The organism is Streptomyces sp. NP-1717, from assembly GCF_022695985.1.
Taxonomy (GTDB): Bacteria; Actinomycetota; Actinomycetes; order Streptomycetales; family Streptomycetaceae; genus Streptomyces.
In genome coordinates, this window is sequence record NZ_JAAPBF010000416.1 from 1 (window position 1) to 2,656 (window position 2,656).

The window sequence follows — 2,656 nt, forward strand, 5'->3', positions numbered from 1 at the left end:
TGCGCGAATGGCTCGGCCGCCTCGGCAACCGCCTCATCCGGCTCGTCGCCGTACGCGGCATACGCGACACCCAGTGCGGCTTCAAGCTCTTCGACGGCGACAAGGCGCGCGCCGCCTTCGCCGCCTCCCGCCTCGACGGCTGGGGCATAGACGTCGAGATCCTGCGCCACTTCCGCCGCGCGGGCTGGCCCGTCGCCGAGGTACCGGTGCGCTGGTCGCACCAGACGGGATCGAAGGTCCGGCCGGCGGACTACGGCCGCGTACTGCTGGAACTCCTGCGGCTGCGCGCCCGCACCCGCCCCGTGGACCTCGCGGTCGCCGGTCTCTTCCTCCTGGCGTCCGTCCTTCTGTACAAGGGGCTGTGGACGGATCTCGACCGCGCGTACCTCGCCGACTCCATGCAGGACCAGAACCAGTGGGAGTGGTTCTTCGCCGTCACCGCCGACAACGTCGTGAACCTGCGCAATCCGCTCTTCACCACGTATCAGGGCTATCCCGACGGCGTGAACCTGATGGCGAACACGGTCATGCTCGGCCTGTCCGTGCCCCTCACGCCCGTCACGCTCCTGTTCGGCCCGACGGTGACCTGGGCCCTCGTCCTCACCCTCGGTCTGACGGGCACGGCCGTCGCCTGGTACTGGCTGTTCGTACGCCACGTCACCCGTCTCCGCCCGGCGGCGGCCCTCGGCGCGGCGCTCGCCGCGTTCGCGCCGCCGATGATGTCGCACGGCACGGCGCACCCCAACTTCCTCGTGCTCTTCATGATCCCGGTGATCATCGACCGCGCGCTGCGGCTCTGTTCGGGCGACGGGCGGCGCGTCGTACGGGACGGCGTCCTGCTCGGCCTCTTCGCGGCGTACCAGATCTTCCTCGGTGAAGAACCGTTGCTGCTGGCCGCGATGGGGATGCTGGTCTTCGCCCTGGCGTACGCGCTCGCGAGCCCCGGCGTCGCCCGCGTCGCGGTGCGACCCCTGCTGCGCGGGCTCGGTGTCGCGCTGGCGGTGTCCCTGCCGCTGGTCGCGTTCCCGCTGTACTGGCAGTTCTTCGGCCCGCAGAGCTACCACAGCGTCCTGCACGGCGACAACGCGGGCAACAGCCCGCTGGCCTTCCTGGAGTTCTCCGGCCGGGCGCTGCTCGGCGACGAGACGCGCGCCGACACGCTCGCGATGAACCGCACCGAACAGAACGCCTTCTACGGCTGGCCGTTGACCGCGCTCGCCTTCGGGATCGTGGTGTGGCTGGGGCGTTCACCGCTCGTGAAGGCACTGACGGGCACGGTGCTCGTGGCCGCGCTGCTGTCCATGGGGCAGAAGATCCGTATCCCGTTCACGGACGTGGTGCTGCCGGGGCCCTGGCGCGCGCTGGCGCACCAGCCGCTCTTCGAGTCGGTGATCGAGTCCCGGGTGGCGATGATCTGCGCCCCGGCGCTCGGTGTCCTGATCGCGCTCGCGGTGGCCCGGATGGCGGCTCTCGAACCGCGTGCGCACCGGGTGGTGGCGCTGGTCGCGGTCGCCGCCGCGCTGCTGCCGATCCTGCCGACGCCGCAGCCGGTGCGGGAGCGGGCGGAGGTGCCGAGGTTCATCACCGACGGCACGTACCGGCACTTCGTCGCGGAGGGCGAGAGCGTCGTCCCCGTACCGCTGCCGAGTCCGGCCGAGGCGGACGCGCTGCACTGGCAGTCGTCGACGGGCTTCGGCTTCTCGGTGCCCGGCGGTTACTTCAACGGGCCGTGGGGCCCCGACCGGATGGGCATCTACGGCGCGTCGCCGCGCTACACCTCGAACCTGCTGCGCGACGTGCGGTACGGCGGCCGGATCCCGGACATCGGGACGAGCTGGCGCGAGCAGGCCAAGCTGGACCTGGCGTTCTGGAAGGCGGGTGTGGTGGTGCTGGCTCCGCAGGACAACGACGAGGCCCTGTACGAGGTCGTCTCGAAACTGCTGGGGCGCCCGGGGGAGCGGATGGGGGGTGCGTGGGTATGGGACATGCCGAGAGCGCGTTGACGAGTACGGCGAGTACGAGGTCGCGGCGGGCGGCCGGGCGGCGAGTGCCGGCCGGTGCCGGTCGTGCAGGCTGTCTTCGCTGATCGCGTTCGCCCGACTACGCTGACCCGACGGTCGGGTTCGTACGTACGTGTACGAACCTGACGCAACCCGACGGAACCCGTTCGAACTCGTTGGAGAGCGAGCCTCCCTTGGCCTGTGACCTGTGGTTGGTCCCCCTCGTCGACGTGCTGTGCTACAGCCCCGACAACCCCTTCGCCGAAGAGATCGCCGTCTACGACAAGGCACTCGGTGACGCCGGGCTGCCGTCCGTTCCCGTCTTCGCCTACATGCCCGGTCTCTCGGGCGACGTCGCACCCGTCGCCGGCTTCGACTACGACGCGCTGCACTTCCTGCGCCGGGCGTACCTGCTCCAGATGTGCGGCCTGGCGGTGACGCCGGTGGGCGAACTGGGCGGTGACTACGAGCAGTTGCTGGAGATGTTCGAGGCGACGGCCCAGCAGTCGCACCTGGTCTGGCACTACGACCACGCGGGCGCGTACGTCCCCGTGGACTACGCGTCCCCGCTCACCAACGAGGAACTCCTCGCGGGCGGCGGGCCGCTGGGCTCGACGCAGGGCCTGCTGCGCGAGCTGGAGCTGGTCGCCCCCTCG

2 protein-coding genes are annotated in these 2,656 nt (G+C 70.7%); both read left to right on the forward strand.

Annotation, left to right across the window (positions count from 1 at the left end):
• The coding region (locus GXP76_RS35065; RefSeq protein WP_242575656.1) for a glycosyltransferase family 2 protein at positions 1-2,003 on the forward strand (2,003 nt) is incomplete at its 5' end.
• Between the two features lie 191 nt (positions 2,004-2,194).
• Positions 2,195-2,656 (forward strand): hypothetical protein (locus GXP76_RS35070; RefSeq protein ID WP_242575657.1); only part of this gene is annotated, 462 nt, incomplete at its 3' end.